Here is a 20,497-nt window from a genome sequence, read left to right as displayed (position 1 = left end):
CTTCGATATAAAAATATCAAATCATAAGCATCATAATAAAAATATACGGCCAACCAATAGCAGTTTGTTTTATTGAAACGGCAGCCAGATTTTGGCTAGGAAATACATCAACGCCCCGCCAACCGAAAGAACGGCGAAAATAATGCCTTTTTTCCTCGCATTCGGACAAAACCAATAAACCGCCAAGCTGAAGCTGAAAAACAGGGCTGTGACCACCCAGAGCAACTGCTTATCTTTAAAACGGTTGAGGGTATAGGTTTCCGTCATCATCACATACATTTGCCACAAACCGGCCATACTCATGCTGATTACGCCGGCTGGCAGAAAAATAATCCCGAGTAATTCTTTATTCATAAAAGAGGCCGTCTGAAAAATAAAAGTAAATTAAATGATATAGTTTCAAATCGAATCATTCAATCATATATGCCGCATTAACTATGCTGAAAAATAAAACACAAGGCTCGATTTAGTTTTCGCTTAAATTCAAATAATGGCGGCTGCCCTGCATATCGCTCATGGCACGCAACAGCATTTCAAAATGATCATCGTTGTTGATAAAGTCCAATTCATCGGCATTGGCAATCAACAGAGGAGCATTTTGATAGAGATGGAAAAAGCGGCGGTATTCATCTTGAATCTGACTCAAATAGCCGGACGGGAATAAATTGAGTATGCCGCCGCCGTTTTTTTGCAAACGCTTTTGGGCGTTTTCATCGGAGGTTTGCAAATAAATCACCAAATCGGGCACGGGATATTCGGGCATCACTTTGCGCTTCATCTGCCAAAACAAGGTTTGTTCGTTGGCCGGATCGCTGCCGTTAAGCACCACCGGCACAAAAATCTGATCTTTTTCCAATAGGAAATCGGCAATAATGCGCTCGTTTTTTTCTTCTTCGGCATTAATCAAATCCACGGCTTCGGCACGACGCATTAAAAAATAAAGCTCGGTTGCCAAGCCGTGGTTGGCCGCATTCAGATAAAACTGTTCTAAAAAAGGGTTGCGTTCGGGGCTTTCGGTGAGGTGCAATGCGTCAAAATACTCTGCCAAGCGGCGGCTGAGCGCCGATTTACCGCTGCCAATAGAACCTTCCACTACAATATAACGATGATGCATATTTAATGCTCTTTCCTATAACTGCCTGTTTAACAATATTCAGACGGCCTATAAGCCGCGCTTAAATGAAAAATCTTAACTACCAAAGCCATCGGTTTAAGCCCATACCCGATGGTATGCTTTCGACCATTCCGCCTATCGGTTTGGTTCCATAATACGGATGCCGTCGTCGCCCAATGCGGCCGACAATTCGGCAGCCGTGCCATGCCCGCCCAATCTAAAATCAGGGGCAATTTCGGCCAACGGGTGCATCACAAAACTGCGCTCGTGCGCGCGCGGATGCGGCAGGGTCAGATTCGGATCGCTACTGCTTTCGCCGTCATAATCAATCATATCCAAATCGAGAGTACGCGGGGCATTGCGAAAACTACGCACCCTGCCGAAATCATGTTCGATACCGTTTAACACCGCCAGCAATTCATGGCTACCCAAATCGGTTGCCACCATACAAACGGCATTCACAAAATCAGGCTGTCCGGTATAGCCCACCGGCGCAGTGATATACAGTGAAGACACCCGCTGTATTTCAATATGCGGATGGGCGCCGATAACCGCCAATGCCGAGCGCACCTGCCCGGCAGGGTCTTCCAGATTGCTGCCCAATGCAATCACGGCAGTATGGGGGAAAGGTTTTGCCATAATTCAGACGGCCTTAAAACGGTTTGTTTAACGCTAAATAAACAATGGAAAACACGCACACCATCGACAATACATAGCCAAACCATGATCTTGCACTACGCGGCGCAGCGCGGAAGGTAAACCCGCCGCAAAATATATAAGCCAATAACAATAATAATTTCACGCCCAGCCAATTGGCATTGCCAAACGGGGTAAAGTGGGTGATGCTCATCAGCCAAAGGCCGGTAAACAACAGCAGCGTATCGTTGATATGCGGAATCACTTTTAAAATTTTCGGCAATGGTTTTTCAGGGCGGATAAAACGTAACCAGAAGCGCAAATTGAATAGGAAAATAGTCAGCACCACAAAAGTGATGTGGCTGTGTTTGACAATTAAATATTGCATAAAATATTTCTTATATTATTGGTTGTGGTTATCCCGCCGAACCTCATCCCGGTTCAAGGGCAAGCATCATATCAAATCACAAGCTGATTGCATAAAATATATTTCATCATAATATTTTATTTCAGCTTTTCAATAGCCAGCAGATAAGGCGGCCGGTTGCGGCGGTTAATGAAACCGTATTTTAATACGCTATAGTGTTGTTGTGGCAATAAAGCCGCCCATTTCTCCACCGCTGCGGCCTCCCTATTCCCTGCCTCATGCCCCGGATATAATACCGCCGCCAGCAATCCGCCGTTTTTCAATAAATGCAAAGCCGATTCCAGTGCACGGATACTGGTATCGGCCTGTGTGGTTAATGTTTTGTCCCCGCCCGGTAGCCAGCCGAAATTAAAAATGGCGGCGGCAACCGGTTCGGCCACATAATCCGCCAGCCTTTCATGGCCTGCCTGAATATAAGCCACCTGAGCCTGCGCCCCTGCCTGCGCCAAACGGGCGGCGGTTTGCGCCAAAGCCTGCGCCTGTATATCAAACGCCCAAACCTTGCCGTTTGCCCCTACCATCTGCGCTAAAGCCAGCGTGTCATGGCCGTTGCCTGCGGTGCCGTCGATAACCGTATCGCCCGCGTGCACGGCATTCGACAGCAAATAATGGGCAAAAGGCAGGATATTGGTTAAATACATGGCAAGGCCGTCTGAAAAAACGATAAAAAATACCTTACCGATAAAAGGTAAGGTATTTTCCGTACCCGCTGTTAGGCGGTAGTTTGGCCTGTTTCGACCTGTACCGGCGCAGCACCCTGCTGTTTGTTTTCATGCTGCAAACTTACTGCGCGGGCAGGAACAATGGTAGAAATCGCATGTTTGTATACCATTTGTGTTACGGATGTGTTACGCAACAAAACAACATATTGGTCGAACGATTCAACTTGCCCCTGCAATTTAATGCCGTTTACCAAATAAATGGAAACCGGAACATGCTCTCTTCTTAATGCATTGAGAAAAGGATCTTGTAACATTTGTCCTTTAGTGGTCATTTTTTTCAACTCCGTTATTATGGTTCTAAAATTTTCGGGAAAAACATGTGCCGATTTTAGCTTTTTATGCATATTTTTACCAACCCTTTATCCGTAATAATATGCAAACATTGGCAACATGGTTTGATAAAGCGTCTGTAATAAGATAGGTATGAATCTTTAAAGTTCAAATATGCTTTCACATATTTATTTGAAATAAATATCTTTATATTTAAAAAGCATAGAAAATTTGCTAAATATCTGTATTGATTCAGCCAAAGGCCGTCTGAAATATCGGCTTTAGATAAGCGTTGTAAAAAACACAAATAACCGATACCGCTTCCAGCCGTTTTTTACCCCCAAGGCAAACAATCCCCGTTAGGCCGTCTGAAAACTGCCTGGCCCATTTTCTATCAATCGCCCATTCTATAATTTGCAATACTTTACCGGCCGTCCATCTTTCCCGCCCCCATCCGCCAACGCCCTAGAATCATCGGCTTGCTTGGCGATATAATTCAAAGTTTCCGCCATCACATCAAAGCGCGCCATGCAAGTTATCCAATACGAAAACTCCCCGTTTAAACTACACCAGCCGTTCCCCCCCGCCGGCGACCAGCCCACCGCCATTGCCGGCCTGCTCGAAGGGCTTTCAGACGGCCTCGCCTACCAAACCCTGCTCGGCGTAACCGGTTCGGGCAAAACCTACACCATGGCCAATGTGATTGCCCAAAGCGGCCGCCCCGCCATTATTATGGCGCACAACAAAACCCTTGCCGCCCAGCTTTATGCCGAAATGCGCGAATTTTTCCCCGAAAACGCGGTGGAATATTTCGTTTCATACTACGACTATTATCAGCCCGAAGCCTATGTGCCCAGCCGCGATCTGTTTATTGAAAAAGATTCCGCCATTAATGAGCACATCGAACAGATGCGCCTTTCCGCCACCAAAAACCTCATGACCCGCGACGACGTGATTATCGTTGCCACTGTTTCCGCCATCTACGGTATCGGCGACCCCACCGAATACCAACAAATGGTTTTATCCGTTAAAGAAGGCGACACCATCGAACAGCGCGACATTATTTCCACCCTCGTTTCCATGCAATACGAACGCGGCGAAACAGATTTCAAGCGCGGTTCGTTTCGCGTGCGCGGCGACGTTATCGACATCTACCCCGCCGAAAGCTCCGACAACGCCCTGCGCATCAGCCTGTTTGACGACGAAATCGACCGCCTCGACCTCTTCGACCCGCTCACCGGCGGCAGCCTGCAACGTGTCGGCCGCTATACCGTTTTCCCCTCCAGCCATTATGTAACCCCGCGCGAAACCGTATTACGCGCCTGCGAAAGCATCAAACAAGAATTGCGCGAGCGTATCGACTTCTACACCAAAGAAAACCGCCCCGTCGAAACCCAACGCATCGAACAGCGCACCCGCTTCGATCTCGAAATGCTCTACGAAATGGGCTTTTGCAAAGGCATTGAAAACTATTCCCGCCACTTTTCCGGCAAAAAAGAAGGCGAACCGCCCCCCACTCTGATGGACTACCTGCCCGATAACGCCATTATGTTTATCGACGAAAGCCACGTTACCGTCACCCAAATCGGCGGCATGTATAAAGGCGACGCCAGCCGCAAACAAAATCTGGTCGACTACGGCTTCCGCCTGCCCTCCGCCCGCGACAACCGCCCGCTCAAATTCCACGAATTTGAAAAAATCATGCCGCAAACCATATTCGTATCCGCCACCCCCGCCAAATACGAAGCCGAACACGCCGGCCAAGTGGTCGAACAAGTCGTCCGTCCCACCGGATTGGTCGACCCTCAAATCGAAATCCGCCCCGTCGCCACCCAAGTGGACGACCTGCTCAGCGAAATCCACCTGCGCATCGAAAAAGGCGAACGCGTACTCGTGACCACCCTCACTAAACGCATGGCCGAACAGCTCACCGACTATTACAGCGAACTCGGCATCAAAGTGCGCTACCTGCATAGCGATATCGACACCGTAGAGCGCGTAGAAATCATCCGCGATTTACGCTTGGGGCTGTTCGACGTTTTAGTCGGCATCAACCTATTGCGCGAAGGCTTGGATATTCCCGAAGTTTCCCTAGTCGCCATTTTAGATGCCGACAAAGAAGGCTTCCTCCGCAGCCACCGCAGCCTGATTCAAACCATCGGCCGCGCCGCCCGCAACGTAAACGGCCTCGCCATCCTCTATGCCGACAAAATCACCGATTCCATGAAAGCCGCCATAGACGAAACCGAACGCCGCCGCGAAAAACAAATAAAATTCAACGAAGAACACGGCATCGTACCGAAACAGATTACCAAACAGGTAAAAGACATTATCGACGGCGTATATCACGACGAAACCGGCAGTAAAGGCAAAGGCAAGAGCAAAAAAGACAAAGTGAAAATCGGCGAAATCCACAACGAAGAAGACGCCTTAAAAGAAATCGCCAAACTCGAAAAAGCCATGCAACAAGCGGCACGGGATTTGCAGTTTGAAGAAGCGGCTGTTTTAAGGGATAAGATTCGGGGGATTAAAGAGGGGTTGTTGTTTGGGAGTGAGTAGAAAACGATGTTTTAGAAAATTTTATTTTACTCAAAAAGTGGTTCTTAAAATCTAGCAAAAAAGGATAATATTATGACTTATATACCTTATGAACAAAGATGTATTGAATTACCCTCAGGTACCTGCTTTATATGGCTATATTGTAACAAAAAACGAGAAAGTTCTATGCTAGAACTTATTCTTGATAATAATGCCCTTGTTAAACCAAATAATTGGTTAAAAGATATTCAACAAATTGATAACATAGAGAAGATTAAAGTACATGAAAAAGATCGTGTAGGAATAAATGTTTCGCTTTATTTGGCATTTGTAGAACAATATTTATCAAATAAAAAATATACTACCGATATTGTTAATCGTACGGATTCATTTATTAAACCATTTAAAGATTTAGGGATACCATTTGAAAATGGGTTTTCTTCAAAAATTGAGCAGTTATTAATCAATAATGAAAAGCAAATCCGAACAGATTGGATGATGTCTTATTTATACATTGTACTTTTATATAGAATAACTTTTGCAAAAAAAGATGATAAAAAGCCTTTTGAATTAGTGCAGCAGTTAAAGGATAAAAATGTACCGTGTTTTTCTAGTCTTATTATGCTTTGCTGTTTGGCTGAATTCTTAAATAAAAATAAGAATATTAAGATGGTTAATGATAATAAATCTGCTTATTCTTATTTATCAGATTTTATGAGTATTAAACCTAGTCAAAAAGGTGAGAATTCTTTGGAAGAGAAATATTTCCGTAATAGAGCAGGTGACTTATTATTTTGGTTAGCTATTCCTAACTTATTACAGAATAATTACCAACCAGCAGGAGAGTTGATGGTGGTAACAGATGATAAAGCATTAAAAAAATTAATTTTTAGATGTTTTCCTTTTGTATGGCGAGATGATAAGAAAATGAGTGTATCCTTTGATGAAAATAGTTTTGATACGAAGTCATCAGAAAAAATTCTCTCTTTAATCGAGGAGAATCTATGGGAATTTACACCACCCAGTTCTGATGAAGAAAAAATAGATCGCTTAACTAATTTAAAGAATCATGTCTTAGATGGAGTGGATGATAATGTGAAGTACGAGGTAGAAAAAGTATGGAATGAATGGTTAAAAAATGGATTTGGAACAAGCTATACCCTTTAAGCAGCAAGCGTAGTGTGTGTGCCATCAGCACGCACGCGTTGCCCGAATCCCAACAATCCGCGTGCGTGGCTTTCGCCACACACCCTACAAAGGTTTTACCCCGCAAGTACCAATTCAAAATAATCCAATCACACTCACCCTCTATCAATCATGAGGCCGTCTGAAAAACAATCTTCAGACGGCCTTGAATATCGGTAATACAAATACGGCAACCATTCATCACCCTTTGTAGGGGCGGATTATATATCCGCCCGTATCGGCATTGCCTACCATAAAGCAAACAACAATCTGCTTGGGTTAAAAACCCTATCAACACACCCCAACGCTTGCCTATTCATAAACAACGGGCGGATATGCAATCCGCCCCTACATATATATTCAAATCATTTGCAAGCGTAGGATGTGTGCCATCGGCACGCACGCGTTATCTGAATCACAAACAAGCCGCGTGCGTGGCTTGCGCCTCACACCCTACAAAGGTTTTATACCGCAAGTACCAATCTGGAATAATCCAATCACACTCCCCCTTTATCAATCATCAAGGCCGTCTGAAAATAATATTCAGACGGCCTTGAATATTGGCAATACAAATACGGCAACTATTCGCTACCATGTGTAGGGGCGGATTATATATCCGCCCGCATAGGCATTTCCTAGCATAAAGCAAACAACAATCCACTTGGGTTAAAAACCATATCAACACACCCCAACGCTTGTCTATTCATAAACAGCGGGCGGATATATAATCCGCCCCTACATATTGAAACAGCAAGCGTAGGGTGTGTGCCATCGGCACGCACGCGTTGCCCGAATCCCAATAATCCGCGTGCGTAGCTTGCACCACACACCCTACAAAGGTTTTATACCGAAAACATTAATCCAAAATAATCCAATCACACTCACCCTTTATCAATCATCAAGGCCGTCTGAAAAACAATCTTCAGACGGCCTTAAATATTGGCAATACAAATACGGCAACTATTCGCTACCATGTGTAGGGGCGGATTATATATCCGCCCGCATAGGCATTTCCTAGCATAAAGCAAACAACAACCCACTTGGGTTAAAAACCATATCAACACACTCCCAACCCTTGCCTATTCATAAACAGCGGGCGGATATGCAATCCGCCCCTACATATATATTCAAATCATTTGCAAGCGTAGGATGTGTGCCATCGGCACGCACGCGTTATCTGAATCACAAACAAGCCGCGTGCGTGGCTTGCGCCATGCACCCCACAAAGATTTTATACCGCAAGTACCAATCTGGAATAATCCAATCACACTCCCCCTTTATCAATCATCAAGGCCGTCTGAAAAACAATCTTCAGACGGCCTTGAATATTTTGGCAATACAAATACGGCAACCATTCACCGCCCTTTGTAGGGGCGGATTATATATCCGCCCGTATCGGTATTGCCTAACATAAAGCAAACAACAACCCGCTTGGGTTAAAAACCATATCAACCCCTAACGTTTGTCTATTCATAAACAGCGGGCGGATATGCAATCCGCCCCTACATATTCAATGATAAGGCCGTCTGAAACCTTTTTCAGACGGCATTGATCAATAAAATATCACCAATCAATAAAATCCTAACTTCTAACCTGCCCGTTCCCCAATACAACCCATTTCTGAGAAGTCAAACCATTCAGCCCCACCGGGCCGCGCACATGGATTTTATCGGTTGAAATACCGATTTCCGCGCCTAATCCGTATTCAAAGCCGTCGGCAAAACGGGTACTGGCGTTCACCATTACGCTGGCGCTATCGACCATGCGTAGGAATATTTGGGCATCGGTATAAGATTCGGTTACGATGCTGTCGGTATGATGGCTGCCGTGCAGATTGATATGCGCCATTGCGTCGTTTAAACTGTCGACCACTTTAACCGCTAAAACAGGGGCTAAGTATTCGGTGTCCCAATCTTCGGGGGAAGCGGCTTTAATATTGTTTAATATGGTAAGTGTTCTATCGCAACCGCGCAGCTCAACCCCTTTTTCACGGTATTTTTCAGCTAATAAGGGTAATATTTCGGCCGCCCTATCCTGATGCACCAATAAGGTTTCCATCGTATTGCAAGTGCCGTAGCGCGAAGTTTTGGCATTGAATGCGATATCAACGGCTTTTTGGGTGTCGGCGGCTTTATCGATATAAACATGACAAATGCCGTCGAGGTGCTTAATCACGGGTACCCGTGCTTCGCTGCTGATGCGGGCAACCAATGATTTTCCACCGCGCGGGATAATCACATCAATCAAATCGGGCGATTGCAACATGGCGCCGACGCTTTCGCGGCTGGTATTTTCTATCAGGCTCACTGCGCCCGCAGGTAAATCGTTTGCCACCAATGCCTGAGTAATTAGTTTGGCAATCGCCATATTGCTGTTAAAGGCTTCGCTACCGCCGCGCAAAATGCAGGCATTGCCGGATTTCAAACACAAAGCGGCCGCATCAACGGTTACATTCGGGCGCGATTCGTAAATAATACCGATTACGCCGAGCGGCACGCGCATTTTGCCGATTTGCAAACCGTTAGGGCGCAAACGGAATTCATCCATTTCCCCCACCGGATCAGGCAGGGCGACAATCTGCCGCAAGCCTTCGCTCATGCCGGCAATGGTTTTTTCGGTGAGTTTCAAGCGGTCGAGCAAGGCGGCATCCAAGCCTTTGGCTTCCGCGTTTTCCAAATCCAGTGCGTTTGCCGCTAAAATCTCGTTTTGATGTTGCTCGATTAATTCTGCCAACAATAATAATGTGGCGTTTTTTTGAGCGGTAGATGCGCCGGCCAGCGTGTAAAATGCTTGTTTGGCAGCGGTGGCGGTTTGGCGTACATATTCTTGAATATTCTGCATAAGGGAATCCGGCAAATCGTAAAGAAAAGAGGCTTTTGATAATAAGGCCGTCTGAATAAGATTGCAAGCAGGCATCTTTTAGCGTATTTGAAATTGAATGGCGATGCCGCATGCGCCAGTGTGATAGTCACATAAGTTAAAAGTGGTTTCTAACTTGATAATTTTCTATATAATAGGCCGTCTGAAACTTTTTCAGACGGCCTATACAATACATTCTATCCTCATTCATCCGGTGATGTATTTTATCTATCTATATCGCCAATTCGGCTTAAAACCAACATAATACAGCCAAACTCAGGTAAGATAAAAACTACTTTCAGGCCGTCTGAAACAGTTGGCCGTACACAAATTCACAATAAAATTTAAGAGGAATTTCTTTTGGATACTTTTTTAAGTATGAAAGTTTTCCGCCAAGTGGTGGAAAACGGTAGTTTCACCAAAGCCGCCGACCGAATGGATTTATCTGCCGCAATGGTCAGCAAACATGTTCGCCATTTGGAAGAAAGCATCGGTGCCAAATTATTATTGCGCAACACCCGCAGCCTAAGCCTCACCGAAGCAGGCAACGAATATTTCCGCCAATGTGCTTATGCCTTGGATACTTTGGAACAGGCGGCGCAAAAAGCCGCTTCCGGTGTTGCCCATGCACAAGGCTTATTGCGCATCACCGCGCCGGTATGGTTTGCTTCGCCGATGTTCTCGCAATGGCTCACCGAATACGCGGAACTCTATCCCGATATTACCTTGGAAGTAGAGCTGGACAACCGCCACAGCGATCTGGTTGGCGAGGGATTCGACTTGGCTTTGCGGGCATCAGATTTTCCCGCATCTTCATTGATTGTACGCCGGCTCGGTACGATACATATGCTATTGTGCGCCTCAGCCGATTTTATCGCCCGCCACGGCCTGCCCCGAACCATCAGCGAAGCGGAAAACTGCCCCGCAGTATTGCCCAGCTATGCCGATATGCGCATTAAAACGCTCTATCCCAACCAAGACACTCAGAAAAGCAAAGGCGAAGATATACACCTCAAGCCGGTTTTCAGCAGCAATAACAGCACGATGGTTCACCAAATGATTCTGGCCGGGCTCGGCATCGGCTATGTGCCCGATTGCTTGGTTTACAACGATTTGGATACCGGCAAACTGATTAGACTGCTGCCGGGCTATCAAATGCCGTCCCATCCGCTTTATGCCGCCTATGCCGACCGCCAATATTTAAGCGCCAAAGTACGCAGCTTTATTGATTTTATCAGCGTAAAATTGAAGCAGCCGTATAGCCAACATTGTCATGAGAATGAAAATAAGTCATAACACATACCATAACAAAATCATACAAAAGATAATCGTTATTGGTATTGGGTTTATTATCAGATTTAGTTAAAATATTAACGTTATAACAACAATGAAAGAGGAGTAAGAAATGAAAAAAATTTTAACCGCACTTATCGTTTCTGCCTTATCTTCCACAGCTTTGGCGGCAACTTATCAAATCGATTCTGATCACACTAATGCCCGTTTCAGTATTGATCATTATAATACCAGCACCAACGTCGGCGGTTTTTACGGATTAACGGGCCAATTGGAATTTGATCCGGCTAGGCATACTGGTTCGATTAACATCACGATTCCGGCCAATACCATCCAAACCAGCAGCCCCCAGCTGACCCGCCACTTACAAGATGCCAATTTCTTTAATGTTGCGCAATACCCCCAAATCCGTTTTGTTTCCAATAGATTTAATTTTAATGGCGACAAACTGGCATCGGTAGACGGAAACCTGACCATGAAAGGCCAAACCCACCCCGTCAGACTGACTGCACAAAAATTTAATTGTTACGACAACCCCATTTTAAAAACCACGACATGCGGCGGCGATTTCACCGCCACCATAGACCGCAGCCGTTGGGGCTTGGATTATCCGCCCGATGCAGGTATCACCAACACGGTTGTATTAACCGTTCAAATTGAAGCCGGAAGAAAATAATATCTTCCTTTATTACAGCTGCTTGATAAGCTAAAATGTTTTAACTCAAAAACAAAGCCCTTGAACATCAACGTTCAAGGGCTTTATTTTTATCGAAATCTTTTATTTACAGCTTACACCTTGAATTTTCGGCGCATCACCGCTGCCCACTTTAAAAACACATTTAGTGCTGCTGCCACCGGAAACGTTTAAGTTACCGCCGCTTAAGTTTAAGCTCACCGGCTCTTTTACGCCCATGCTTACCGCAGTAGAAGCAATTTTTTGTACATTTTCTGCCGTGTAGGGTGTGTTGTTCGAAGCTACTTGAATTTCTTTAGCCGCTGAATAGGCATTTATACCTACCGCAAGCGTCGCAACCGCAGCTAAGGCTAATAATTTATTGTTTTTCATGTAAAAATTTCCTTTAAGGATGACGTAAACAATACGCCGTTGAAAACAGGATATGGGCAAACAGGGCAAACTGCAAGCCCCCGCCCCCTTTTTACGCCTATTTGTGGTAATTCCGGCATACGTTTCAACAAGCTCAAAATCAATTCAACCGTATTATCAGGATCAAAAAATAAGGGCGGATATACAATCCCGCCCCATGCTTATTTATCTTTTCAGACGGCCTTTAAAGCCCAAAACCATCCGCTTTAACCGAATAACGATAGTTTCACTATTTACCGCTGCCCACCGAAATGAATACGCGGATCCACCCAAGAATAAGAAATATCCGACAATAATTTTGCCAATAAACCCATCAGCGTAAACACATACAAAGTGCCCATCACCAACGGATAGTCCCGTTTCACCACCGCTTCATAAGACAACAAACCCAAGCCGTCTAAAGAAAACAGCGTTTCAATCAGCAAACTACCGGTAAAAAACGCCCCGATAAAGGCTGCCGGAAAACCGGTAATCAGCGGAATCATGGCATTGCGAAACACATGCTTCATTAAAATCTGGCGCTCCGGCAAGCCTTTGGCACGGGCGGTATAAACATATTGGCGGCGGATTTCTTCCAAAAACACATTTTTAGTCAACACCGTCATCACCGCCAAATTACCCGCCACCGAAGCGGTTACCGGCAACGCGATATGCCACAAATAATCGGTAATTTTCCCACCGAAACTCAAACTTTCCCAATCATCACTCACCAATCCGCCCTGCGGAAACCAAGCAAAGAAACTGCCGCCGCCAAACAACACCAACAGCACCAAGCCCAAAACAAAAGGCGGAATGGTATAGCCGACCAAAATCACCATACCCGATACCGCATCAAATCGGGAACCGTCGCGCACCGCTTTCATAATCCCCAACGGAATACAGATAATATACGTCAATAAAAACGTCCATAAGCCCAAACTCATCGACACCGGCATTTTTTCTTTCACCAACTCAAATACGGTTTGATGATGGAAAAAGCTTTCACCCAAATCAAAACGGGCAAACCGGCCGACCATTTCGACAAAACGGGTTAACGGCGGTTTATCAAAACCATAAAGGGCATTGAGCGCAGCCATTTCATCCGCCCCCAAGCCGCCGCCACGTTTCAACATACCGCCGCCGGCATTAGCGGCCACTTCACCCCCGCCCCCGCCTTGTGTCAGCTGTTGAACCATCTGCTCGACAGGGCCGCCGGGCACAAACTGGATAACCGCAAATGTTACCGCCAAAATCCCCAATAAGGTAGGAATCAACAATAACAAACGTTGCAGAATATACCGTCCCATCATCGCTCTCTTTTCATACGCCTATTGCTTAAAACAGGCATCTTATCAAGATTAAGGCCGTCTGAAAATCACGGTTTTTTCAGACGGCCTCCAAACTTATAGCCCCGAACATCATAATACTTCAATATACAAATCATTCATGCCGTCTGAATCCTTTCAGACGGCATGAATAAAAAACCATAAACCTTATAATACGGCTAATGCAGCATCATAATTAGGCTCTTGAGCGATTTCGCTCACCAATTCGCTATGCAACACTTGGTTGTTTTCATCCAATACTACAACCGAACGAGCGGTTAAACCTTTCAACGGGCCACCGGCCAACAAAACACCGTAATCTTGAGGGAACGTGCTGCGGAAAGCGGATAACATCACCACATTTTCAATACCTTCCGCGCCGCAAAAACGGGCTTGTGCAAAAGGCAGATCCTCTGAAATGCACAATACCACGGCATTATTCAAATTGGCCGCTTTTTCATTAAATTTCCGTACCGATTGTGCGCAAACACCGGTATCCACACTCGGGAAAATATTCAGAACTTTACGTTTGCCCGCAAAATCAGCCAAACCTTTATCCGATAAATCACCGGCGGTTAATTGAAATTCCGGTGCCGTTTGGCCTTTCTGCAAAAAAGTACCGCTTACTTCAACGGGATTACCCTGTAAAGTGACTTGAGACATACCATTTCCTTTTCAAAGTTAACATCAGGCAGCCTTGCACGGCGGCAAAGCGGCGGGATAAACGGACACATTGGTTTGTGTCAGCGCAAATAGGGTTTCAAGCTGCTGTTGCGCCTGAATTTGTGCATGAGAGAGAATATCGGCTTTGCAGGCGCTTGCCAATACTTGTTTTTTGGCCTGTTCCTGTACGGTTTGAAACACACCCTTATCAATCGGATGCAATCCGAGCGAACCGGTTTTAATGTCATACACTTCGATATTGTCGAGATTCACACTGAGTATTTCCACCGGCGGCAAACTGATAATCACCTTATTGCCAACCACATTAATATTCTCAGCCGTTAATTTATTCAAATCCAAACCGGCCAACACCCGCCCTTGGGCAATAAACAAACCGGTTTGCGAATCCTGCCATAAAGCATACCAGTTGCCCTTTTTTTCGGTTTTGATAATGGTATCGATATGAAAAGCCGTACTTTCCAGCCGATTAAGATTTTGAATCTGGGTAAGCACCCCTTCCCGTGTCAGCACTTGGGTAGCAGGTTGTTGTTTATTTTGCCAAATATACCAAGCGGCAACGGCCAATGCGGCCAATAACACAATAGTCAGCAAACGGAATAAAACTTTCATATAACGATACACTTTAGATTTGAAGTAGCAGCAATATAATGTTTTTTATGAAAATTTCAATACCAATAGCCGAAAAATACCAATCCGGCCGGCCATATTCCGGCTTTTCAGCCATTAACCGAATACTAAAAAAGACCGTCCGAACACTTTTCAGACGGCCTCAATCAAGCCCTTAAACAACCTGTTTTTATATTTACCAAATAGTAAATAATATATCAACAAAAACCTATTTGCTTTTTGGTAAACACAAACCTATAATGCCGTTCCAACAACTTTACCCAATCAGCAATATGGATACTGTAGCACGACGGCGGCACAATCTGCGCCAATGGATTACCAAGCATTACGGCGGGCAACAGGCACAATTTGCCGCAGCAGCGGCCATCAATGCCGGTGAATTATCCGCCCTGCTGAAAAACAAATCCTTCGGCGAGAAAAAAGCCCGCAAAATCGAACATTCGGCCGGCATGCCCGCTATGTGGCTCGACACCAACCACGGCGACAAACCTGCCGACCCTACTTTCCCATCCAATACCTCTACGGAACCAGACCGGAATATGAATAAAATTTCTACTATCCCCGAAATCCTTGCCGATATCAAAGCCGGCAAAATGGTTATTATCACCGATGCGGAAGACCGCGAAAACGAAGGTGATTTGATTATGGCCGCCCAATTCGTTACCCCGCAGGCCATTAACTTTATGATCAAACACGCCCGCGGTTTGGTGTGCCTGCCGATGAATGACGAATTGGTCGACCGTCTCAACCTGCCGCAAATGACCCAGAAAAACGGCGCTCAATACGGCACTAACTTTACCGTATCCATCGAGGCCGCCCACGGCATTTCAACCGGTATTTCCGCAGCCGACCGCGCCCTAACCATTCAAACCGCCGTATCGCCCGGTGTTAAGCCTGAAGATATTGTCCAACCCGGCCATATTTTCCCGTTGCGTTCTCAAAAAGGCGGCGTACTCGTGCGCGCCGGACACACCGAAGCGGCCGTCGACTTGGCGCAAATGAGCGGATTGATTCCCGCCGGCGTGATTTGTGAAATCCTTAACGACGACGGCACCATGGCACGCATGCCCGAATTGATGAAATTCGCCGAAGAGCACCAAATCAAAATCGGCACGATTGCCGACCTAATCGAATACCGCAGCCGCACCGAAAGCCTATTGGAAGAAATGGGCGATACCACCATCGAAACACCTTGGGGCACGTTCCAACAACACGTTTATGTGGATAAACTTTCCGGCGAAACGCATCTGGCTTTGGTAAAAGGTACCATCAGCCCGGATAAAGAAGCCCTTGTGCGCGTACACGAACCGTTCAGCGCTATGGATTTCCTACAAGTTGATCCCAGCCACTCATGGTCCGTACCCGATGCACTTGCGCGTATCAATCGTTCTGAAAGCGGCGTGATGATTCTGCTTCATAGAACGGAAGACGGCAGCACACTGCTTAACCGTACGCTTCCGAAAAATAGTTTCCAAGTTAAAAAATGGGATAGGAAAACCTATGGTATCGGCGCGCAAATTCTCGCCGGACTCAACGTACAAAAAATGCGCGTTATGGGCCAACCTTCTTCCATGAACGGCCTAACAGGTTTCGGTTTGGAAGTAACCGGGTTTGAAGAGGCCTAAACATAAACTTTAACCATACGGAAAAACAGAATAAAGGCTGTCCACCGTACCTTATCGGCAGACAGCCTGTTCTATTTTATAGGTTCGGGCTGTTTTCTATTCCAACCGGATAGACAATCCGATACCGACACACCGCTTTAATTAAATATGCAATCGGATTTCCCATGAAAACCGATTAGGCTTACAATAATTCGTTTTTCTTTTACACACAGGCAACGATTTTATGAAAATCTGGTTCGGTTTAGGCAGCCACCCCGACTTTCCACAAGGAAGCGCCGTCACCATCGGCAATTTCGACGGCGTACATCTCGGCCACCGTCATATCCTACAACGGCTCAAACAAGAAGCCGACAGCCGCAACTTACCGGTTGTGGTGATTATTTTCGAACCGCAACCACAAGAATTTTTTGCCCGTAAATCCAACCGCGAACGACCTTACCGCCTAAGCCCGCTTCGTACTAAATTACGCATCTTACGCGACACAGGTTGTGTCGATGCCGTATGGGTATTACGTTTTAACCAGGCTTTTGCCAATATTAGTGCACAAGATTTTATCGACCGACTGCTTGGCGAAACACTGCATACCAAATACATGCTGATTGGCGATGATTTCCGTTTCGGCTCAGGCAGGGAAGGCAATTTCCAACTATTGCAAAACCAACCCGGCATGGTTGTCGAAAGCACCCCGTCTGTTTTGGTTGAAAATATCCGCGCCAGCAGTACCGCTATCCGACAAGCCCTTTCAGACGGCCTTTTATCCTATGCACGCAAACTACTCGGCCATGACTATACCCTCAGCGGACGGGTAAAACATGGTGCCAAACTCGGACGAACCATTGGCTGCCCCACGGCCAATATACAATTGCCGCAACACCATTATCCGCTCAGCGGTGTTTTTGTGGTTGAAGCCGAAGGCGAATTCGGTACACGGCGCGGCGTAGCCAGTTTCGGTTTTAACCCTACCGTATCCCAAAACCGCCGTCAAAAACTAGAAGTTCACCTCTTTGATTTCAATGGTAATCTATATGGCCAACGCCTACAGGTACGCTTTCTACACAAATTGCGCGATGAAGCCAAATTTGACAATATAGACGATTTGAAAAAGCAAATTTGGGCAGATATGGATGCCGCTAAGAATTGGGTAGAATCCTAATAAATATTACGAAACTTTATATAGCGTTATATAGAATAGAAAACATTTAAAGCAGACAATATCATTATTATCCCGCCGTCTGAAAGACTTTTTCATGTGAACCCATTGTTCCGGCAATAACCGACTTTCAATCCATATGTTTACTTTTATACTAAGGAGATTTCAATGAGTAAAACCATTATTCACACCGACAATGCCCCTGCCGCTATCGGCGCATACAGTCAAGCCGTCCGTGCAGGCAATACCGTTTATATGAGCGGTCAAATTCCACTAGATCCCGCCACCATGACCGTAGTCGGCGACGGCGATTTTCGTGCGGAAGCCCATCAGGTTTTTAAAAACCTAAAAGCAGTTGCCCAAGCTGCCGGCGGTTCGCTTGACGATATTGTGAAAGTAAATGCTTATCTGACCGACTTAGGCAATTTCGCCATTTTTAACGAAGTGATGGCCGAATATTTCAGCCAACCCTACCCTGCCCGTGCTGCCGTCGGGATTGCTGCATTACCTAAAGGCGTACAAGTAGAAGCAGAAGCTGTATTGATTGTAAACGATTAAATGGAAGTAATGGCCGTCTGAAACTTAATTTGCCATTATGCAGATAAAACGAATGTCATTATTTTCAGACGGCCTCTAATCTTATCAATCATCAGACCATACCTACGGATTCACACACAATGGCACACTATGCGATCGGCGATGTACAAGGCTGTTTCCAAGAATTGACCGCACTATTAAACAAACTCGACTTTAACCACGGCAAAGATACCCTCTGGCTTACAGGTGATATTGTCAACCGCGGCCCCCAGTCGCTAGAAACGCTACAATTCGTGATGCAGCATGAAAGCAGTGTCCGTACCGTTCTCGGCAACCATGATCTACACCTTTTAGCCGTATCCTATGGTTATGGCGAAATCAAACGCGGCGACACTATTCAGCCGATTCTCGAACATCCCAAAAGCAAAAAAATGTTGGGCTGGCTACAATCCCAACCCTTATTAATACGCGGCCAAAATCATGTTTTAGTTCATGCCGGTTTATTACCGCAATGGGATATCTCTCAAGCCGAAAGTCTGGCGCGGGAAGTCGAAACCGTATTACAGGGTAATGACAAAAAAGTTAAAAATTATTTTTCTCATATGTACGGCAACAAACCGCGCACATGGAAACCCGATTTAAGCGGCTATGGCAGGCTGCGCATGATTACCAATGTTTTCACCCGTATGCGCGCCATCACTATCGACAAAAACAAACTGGATTATGATTTCAAAGCCGGCTTAGATAAAATGCCCAAAGACCTTTGCGCATGGTTTGAAGCACCCAACCGCCAACATTTAAGCCATACCATTGTTTTCGGCCATTGGTCGGCATTGGGTTATTTAAACCAATATAAAGTTATTTCGCTCGACACCGGTGCATTGTGGGGCGGGAAACTCACCGCTATTAATCTTAAAACAAATGAAATCACGCAAGTAGCATCACAAAGCGGCCTACACTGGAAAACAGCTTTATAAATAAATTCAAGGCCGTCTGAAAACCTCATTCAGACGGCCTTGAATTTAAGCAATCGCTCCCTATTTATAATACAATAGCTAATAACAGCACATAAAAGAACTGAAATTATTTTCTTGATTTCCTCTAAAATAGAATAGCCATCATTTTTCCAACAACCAACCGAAGGACTTCTCTCATGATTAAACTACATACAAATTTCGGCACTATCGGTATTGAGCTGGATCACGAAAAAGCCCCCATCACCTCTGCCAACTTTGAACAGTATGTTAAAGACGGCTTTTACGATGGCTTGATTTTCCACCGTGTCATTAAAGGCTTCATGATCCAAGGCGGCGGTATGGATGAAAATATGAACGAAAAAGAAAATCGTGAGCCGATTCAAAATGAAGCACAAAACGGCTTAAAAAACGATAAATATACTATTGCCATGGCACGCACACAGGCTCCCCACTCAGCCTCTTCGCAATTTTTCATTAATACAAAAGATAATACTTTCTTAAACCATACCGAACCAAGTCTGCATGGTTGGGGATATGCGGTATTCGGTAAAGTGGTAGAAGGCCAAGACGTTGTAGATGCCATTGAAAACGTTAAAACCAAAAATCACGGTTATCATGCCGACGTACCGGTTGATCCGGTCGTTATTACCAAAGCAGAAATTGTATAAGTTGAATAAACTGTTAACATATTAGAAGCTTTAAACACTGAATTAAACAAGCCGGGCTCATATACAAACCCGGCTGTTTATATTTTCACTCGGTCTTTTCTCTATTTACGGGTCCTTTATGTAGTTATGTAGTTACACCCGCCTCAAGCCAAAGCAAAGCCCCATCATCTTGACGGGGCTTTGTTGTATTGTTTTTCTACCACTACCGCGATAACGGTTTATTTCTTCAAAGCGGGTTTGGCCTTACGTTTGCTAGGTTTGTCAGAAGTCACCGCCTCCTCCCGCACCTTCGCTAAAATACCCTCACCTATCCCCTTTACATTCTTCAGCTCCGATACCGTCTTAAACGCACCGTTCTCATCACGGTACGCCACTATCGCCGCCGCCTTCGACGGACCAATCCCCGGCAGCTCCGCCAACTCCTCAGCACCCGCCGTATTGATATTCACCGCCGCTCCCGCCATCGCCATTGACGCCGCCGCTAACATCCCCAACAAATAACGCTTCATCTCTGCTCCTTTTCCATAATGTATTAAATGCTATCTTCTTCTCAAATAACAACCCCATCATAAAGCAGTACATCGGCATAAACAATTATTGTCACTACCTTTACCATATCTGTTGTTATGACGTCACAATAAGTATTTATAATAAAGTAAAACCCCTGATAGTTTCCTATCAGGGGTTCGGTATAAGTGTCTGGCAGTGTCCTACTTTCACATGGGTATCCACACTATCATCGGCGCTGAGTCGTTTCACGGTCCTGTTCGGGATGG

General features: G+C 45.5%; 25 protein-coding genes. 13 read left to right on the top strand and 12 right to left on the bottom strand.

The features are described from left to right. Nucleotides 1–69: 69 nt before the first annotated feature. The 6 genes from NXS09_RS04390 to hfq all read right to left on the bottom strand — a co-directional run bounded on the left by NXS09_RS04390 (nt 70) and on the right by hfq (nt 3,171). A complete protein-coding gene (locus tag NXS09_RS04390) occupies nt 70–354 on the bottom strand; it encodes a hypothetical protein (protein WP_259291348.1) in 285 nt (94 codons plus the stop codon). A gap of 112 nt (nt 355–466) precedes the next feature. Continuing rightward, nucleotides 467–1,114: a deoxynucleoside kinase gene (locus NXS09_RS04385; RefSeq protein ID WP_259291347.1), complete on the bottom strand. Its 648-nt coding sequence runs from the start codon at nt 1,112–1,114 to the stop codon at nt 467–469. Nucleotides 1,115–1,249: 135 nt separating this feature from the next. Next, the gene (folK, locus tag NXS09_RS04380; protein WP_259291346.1) at nt 1,250–1,753 is read right to left on the bottom strand and encodes a 2-amino-4-hydroxy-6-hydroxymethyldihydropteridine diphosphokinase; all 504 of its coding nucleotides are present in this window, start codon (nt 1,751–1,753) and stop codon (nt 1,250–1,252) included. A gap of 13 nt (nt 1,754–1,766) precedes the next feature. After that, nucleotides 1,767–2,138 (bottom strand): SirB2 family protein, encoded by a 372-nt coding sequence (locus NXS09_RS04375; RefSeq protein ID WP_259291345.1) that lies wholly within the window; start codon nt 2,136–2,138, stop codon nt 1,767–1,769. Between the two features lie 116 nt (nt 2,139–2,254). Further along, nucleotides 2,255–2,818, bottom strand: a complete 564-nt coding sequence (mnmM, locus tag NXS09_RS04370) for a tRNA 5-(aminomethyl)-2-thiouridylate-methyltransferase MnmM (protein ID WP_259291344.1) — start codon at nt 2,816–2,818, stop codon at nt 2,255–2,257. Nucleotides 2,819–2,889: 71 nt separating this feature from the next. Continuing rightward, nucleotides 2,890–3,171: an RNA chaperone Hfq gene (gene hfq, locus NXS09_RS04365; RefSeq protein WP_259291343.1), complete on the bottom strand. Its 282-nt coding sequence runs from the start codon at nt 3,169–3,171 to the stop codon at nt 2,890–2,892. A gap of 526 nt (nt 3,172–3,697) precedes the next feature. Between hfq and uvrB the strand changes: the two genes are divergently transcribed. The 6 genes from uvrB (at nt 3,698) to NXS09_RS04335 (ending at nt 8,263) form a co-directional block, all read left to right on the top strand. Next, nucleotides 3,698–5,728 (top strand): excinuclease ABC subunit UvrB, encoded by a 2,031-nt coding sequence (uvrB, locus tag NXS09_RS04360; RefSeq protein ID WP_259291342.1) that lies wholly within the window; start codon nt 3,698–3,700, stop codon nt 5,726–5,728. Nucleotides 5,729–5,800: 72 nt separating this feature from the next. Then, nucleotides 5,801–6,874, top strand: coding sequence for a hypothetical protein (locus tag NXS09_RS04355; protein WP_259291341.1), 1,074 nt, complete (start codon nt 5,801–5,803; stop codon nt 6,872–6,874). A 16-nt stretch (nt 6,875–6,890) separates the two neighbouring features. Further along, nucleotides 6,891–7,028, top strand: coding sequence for a hypothetical protein (locus NXS09_RS04350; RefSeq protein WP_259291340.1), 138 nt, complete (start codon nt 6,891–6,893; stop codon nt 7,026–7,028). A 246-nt stretch (nt 7,029–7,274) separates the two neighbouring features. Further along, complete coding sequence (locus NXS09_RS04345) at nt 7,275–7,493, top strand: hypothetical protein (RefSeq protein WP_259291339.1); 219 nt, start codon at nt 7,275–7,277, stop codon at nt 7,491–7,493. Nucleotides 7,494–7,655: 162 nt separating this feature from the next. Next, nucleotides 7,656–7,910 (top strand): hypothetical protein, encoded by a 255-nt coding sequence (locus tag NXS09_RS04340; RefSeq protein WP_259291338.1) that lies wholly within the window; start codon nt 7,656–7,658, stop codon nt 7,908–7,910. A 131-nt stretch (nt 7,911–8,041) separates the two neighbouring features. After that, complete coding sequence (locus tag NXS09_RS04335; protein WP_259291337.1) at nt 8,042–8,263, top strand: hypothetical protein; 222 nt, start codon at nt 8,042–8,044, stop codon at nt 8,261–8,263. Between the two features lie 210 nt (nt 8,264–8,473). Here NXS09_RS04335 and NXS09_RS04330 read toward each other — a convergent pair whose 3' ends face one another. Continuing rightward, nucleotides 8,474–9,733 carry a glutamate-5-semialdehyde dehydrogenase gene (locus tag NXS09_RS04330; protein WP_259291336.1) on the bottom strand — a complete coding sequence of 420 codons (1,260 nt, stop codon included), beginning with the start codon at nt 9,731–9,733 and terminating at the stop codon, nt 8,474–8,476. Between the two features lie 378 nt (nt 9,734–10,111). Between NXS09_RS04330 and NXS09_RS04325 the strand changes: the two genes are divergently transcribed. Both NXS09_RS04325 and NXS09_RS04320 read left to right on the top strand, forming a co-directional pair. Further along, nucleotides 10,112–11,047 (top strand): LysR family transcriptional regulator, encoded by a 936-nt coding sequence (locus NXS09_RS04325; protein WP_259291335.1) that lies wholly within the window; start codon nt 10,112–10,114, stop codon nt 11,045–11,047. 109 nt (nt 11,048–11,156) lie between these two features. After that, nucleotides 11,157–11,720, top strand: a complete 564-nt coding sequence (locus NXS09_RS04320; RefSeq protein ID WP_259291334.1) for a YceI family protein — start codon at nt 11,157–11,159, stop codon at nt 11,718–11,720. A 102-nt stretch (nt 11,721–11,822) separates the two neighbouring features. Here the strand turns inward: NXS09_RS04320 and NXS09_RS04315 are convergent, their stop codons facing one another. From NXS09_RS04315 to NXS09_RS04300, 4 genes are all read right to left on the bottom strand, one after another. Next, entirely contained in the window at nt 11,823–12,110 is a 288-nt protein-coding gene (locus NXS09_RS04315; protein ID WP_259291333.1) for a hypothetical protein, read from the bottom strand. 272 nt (nt 12,111–12,382) lie between these two features. Then, a complete protein-coding gene (locus NXS09_RS04310; RefSeq protein ID WP_259291332.1) occupies nt 12,383–13,435 on the bottom strand; it encodes an ABC transporter permease subunit in 1,053 nt (350 codons plus the stop codon). Nucleotides 13,436–13,621: 186 nt separating this feature from the next. Then, entirely contained in the window at nt 13,622–14,116 is a 495-nt protein-coding gene (gene tpx / locus NXS09_RS04305) for a thiol peroxidase (protein ID WP_259291331.1), read from the bottom strand. Between the two features lie 24 nt (nt 14,117–14,140). Further along, on the bottom strand, nt 14,141–14,746 hold the full coding sequence (locus NXS09_RS04300) for a DUF4230 domain-containing protein (RefSeq protein WP_259291330.1): 606 nt from the start codon (nt 14,744–14,746) through the stop codon (nt 14,141–14,143). A gap of 290 nt (nt 14,747–15,036) precedes the next feature. Here NXS09_RS04300 and ribBA point away from each other — a divergent pair, with 290 nt between their 5' ends. From ribBA to NXS09_RS04275, 5 genes are all read left to right on the top strand, one after another. Beyond that, nucleotides 15,037–16,389, top strand: coding sequence for a bifunctional 3,4-dihydroxy-2-butanone-4-phosphate synthase/GTP cyclohydrolase II (ribBA, locus tag NXS09_RS04295; RefSeq protein ID WP_259291637.1), 1,353 nt, complete (start codon nt 15,037–15,039; stop codon nt 16,387–16,389). A 223-nt stretch (nt 16,390–16,612) separates the two neighbouring features. Beyond that, on the top strand, nt 16,613–17,542 hold the full coding sequence (gene ribF / locus NXS09_RS04290; RefSeq protein ID WP_259291329.1) for a bifunctional riboflavin kinase/FAD synthetase: 930 nt from the start codon (nt 16,613–16,615) through the stop codon (nt 17,540–17,542). A gap of 165 nt (nt 17,543–17,707) precedes the next feature. Beyond that, nucleotides 17,708–18,097 (top strand): RidA family protein, encoded by a 390-nt coding sequence (locus NXS09_RS04285; protein ID WP_259291328.1) that lies wholly within the window; start codon nt 17,708–17,710, stop codon nt 18,095–18,097. A gap of 119 nt (nt 18,098–18,216) precedes the next feature. Further along, entirely contained in the window at nt 18,217–19,053 is an 837-nt protein-coding gene (locus NXS09_RS04280) for a symmetrical bis(5'-nucleosyl)-tetraphosphatase (protein ID WP_259291327.1), read from the top strand. A 176-nt stretch (nt 19,054–19,229) separates the two neighbouring features. Continuing rightward, nucleotides 19,230–19,721, top strand: a complete 492-nt coding sequence (locus NXS09_RS04275) for a peptidylprolyl isomerase (RefSeq protein WP_259291326.1) — start codon at nt 19,230–19,232, stop codon at nt 19,719–19,721. A 218-nt stretch (nt 19,722–19,939) separates the two neighbouring features. Here the strand turns inward: NXS09_RS04275 and NXS09_RS04270 are convergent, their stop codons facing one another. Beyond that, nucleotides 19,940–20,230, bottom strand: a complete 291-nt coding sequence (locus NXS09_RS04270) for a ComEA family DNA-binding protein (RefSeq protein WP_259291325.1) — start codon at nt 20,228–20,230, stop codon at nt 19,940–19,942. Nucleotides 20,231–20,497 lie beyond the last annotated feature (267 nt).

The organism is Neisseria montereyensis (genome assembly GCF_024834045.1).
In the GTDB taxonomy this organism is placed as follows: Bacteria; Pseudomonadota; Gammaproteobacteria; order Burkholderiales; family Neisseriaceae; genus Neisseria; species Neisseria montereyensis.
The sequence above is the reverse complement of the archived record's forward strand: the minus strand, read 5'-3'. Positions and strand labels throughout refer to the sequence as shown.